The organism is Parendozoicomonas sp. 209JJ7-1 (assembly GCF_058147085.1).
Map to the genome: position 1 here is coordinate 1 of NZ_JBYVJU010000078.1, position 1,118 is coordinate 1,118.

General features: G+C 37.9%; 2 protein-coding genes. One reads left to right on the forward strand and one right to left on the reverse strand.

What is annotated here, in order from left to right; genetic code table 11:
* Positions 1–274: 274 nt before the first annotated feature.
* A complete protein-coding gene (locus tag ACY2RQ_RS19410) occupies positions 275–628 on the forward strand; it encodes a hypothetical protein (RefSeq protein ID WP_490114662.1) in 354 nt (117 codons plus the stop codon).
* A 140-nt stretch (positions 629–768) separates the two neighbouring features.
* Here the strand turns inward: ACY2RQ_RS19410 and ACY2RQ_RS19415 are convergent, their stop codons facing one another.
* A complete protein-coding gene (locus ACY2RQ_RS19415) occupies positions 769–996 on the reverse strand; it encodes a DUF2188 domain-containing protein (protein ID WP_490114663.1) in 228 nt (75 codons plus the stop codon).
* Positions 997–1,118 lie beyond the last annotated feature (122 nt).

The window sequence follows — 1,118 nt, forward strand, 5'->3', positions numbered from 1 at the left end:
TGAATATCAGAAAATACTGCAAATTTATTCATATTCTTGATCTGGAAATTTACTCATATGTTTGATTTAGCCATGTAACGCCTAAATCAGGTGCGCCGTAGGCGTCACCTGGATTTACTTGTTAGCTACTTTTTATGTCTTATATTCTGTGGGGACTATTGATTTTTTGAAGCTATTTAATTTGTATTTTTACATTAAATTACATTGTATTTTTCAAAATGATTTTTTTTCGACTATAAATGCTCTTCTTATTTTAAAGGAGGCATGATAGGAAATGAAAAAAATTATAGCAATTGCCTTGTTACTTGCCTCATTTGATGTGTCTGCTGATTTTTTAGAAATTGAAAATTTTATTAATCAAGCAGAGCTATATAGAGGGGGAAGGCATGGTACAAGAGATGTGACCCTTTTAGACTCAATGGCTGTAGGTGAATTCATTGGTACTGTATGGAGTATCATGGATATGGGGATTATGGCCGGGATATTATGTCCTAGCCCAGGAATGAAGGGGTTTGATCCTTTGTTTGCCGTTGAAGCAAAAGTCTTAGATTACCCTATTAGAAGTGACCAAGGTGTTTTGCAGTTAGTTCTGGACATCTTAAAAGAAAAATACAAATGTCAGCAATAAACCTTCATATCCTTTCAGATTTTTCTAGAACAATTTAGAATTTTGGATCATTTATTATTTACTCCGGTGTATAGGTTGAGGAGCTAACGCCTAAATCAGGTGCGCCGTAGGCGTCACCTGGATTTACTTGTTAGGTGCATTTAGCCTTTTGGCGGGTATGGATCATTTCCATGGCTATCTTTACCGCTGATTTTGCCATCCTTGTTATGAACCACTAACTCAGTTTTTTGGTTTTGACTTATTTCACGTGCACGGTCTACTGCATCTTGCTTGCGGTCGAAATGACCAGATGAACGCTGACCACCACTCTGCTTAATGTCCCAGCCACCATTAGAGTTGGGCACTACGTGAGTTGATTTATTCGACATTGCCACTACTCCTTATGGTGTATATTCAGTTTCTTCGCAACGAGGACAAGGTGGCAAAGTATCGCTGTCATCGTCTAAGACAACGACTTGACGACAGTTATTGCATGTATAAGCACCAGTTC

Bases quoted from the DNA above. Each gene is read 5' to 3' on its own strand.
- ACY2RQ_RS19410 (WP_490114662.1), top strand. From the start codon at position 275: ATGAAAAAAATTATAGCAATTGCCTTGTTACTTGCCTCATTTGATGTG.
- ACY2RQ_RS19415 (WP_490114663.1), bottom strand. From the start codon at position 996: ATGTCGAATAAATCAACTCACGTAGTGCCCAACTCTAATGGTGGCTGG.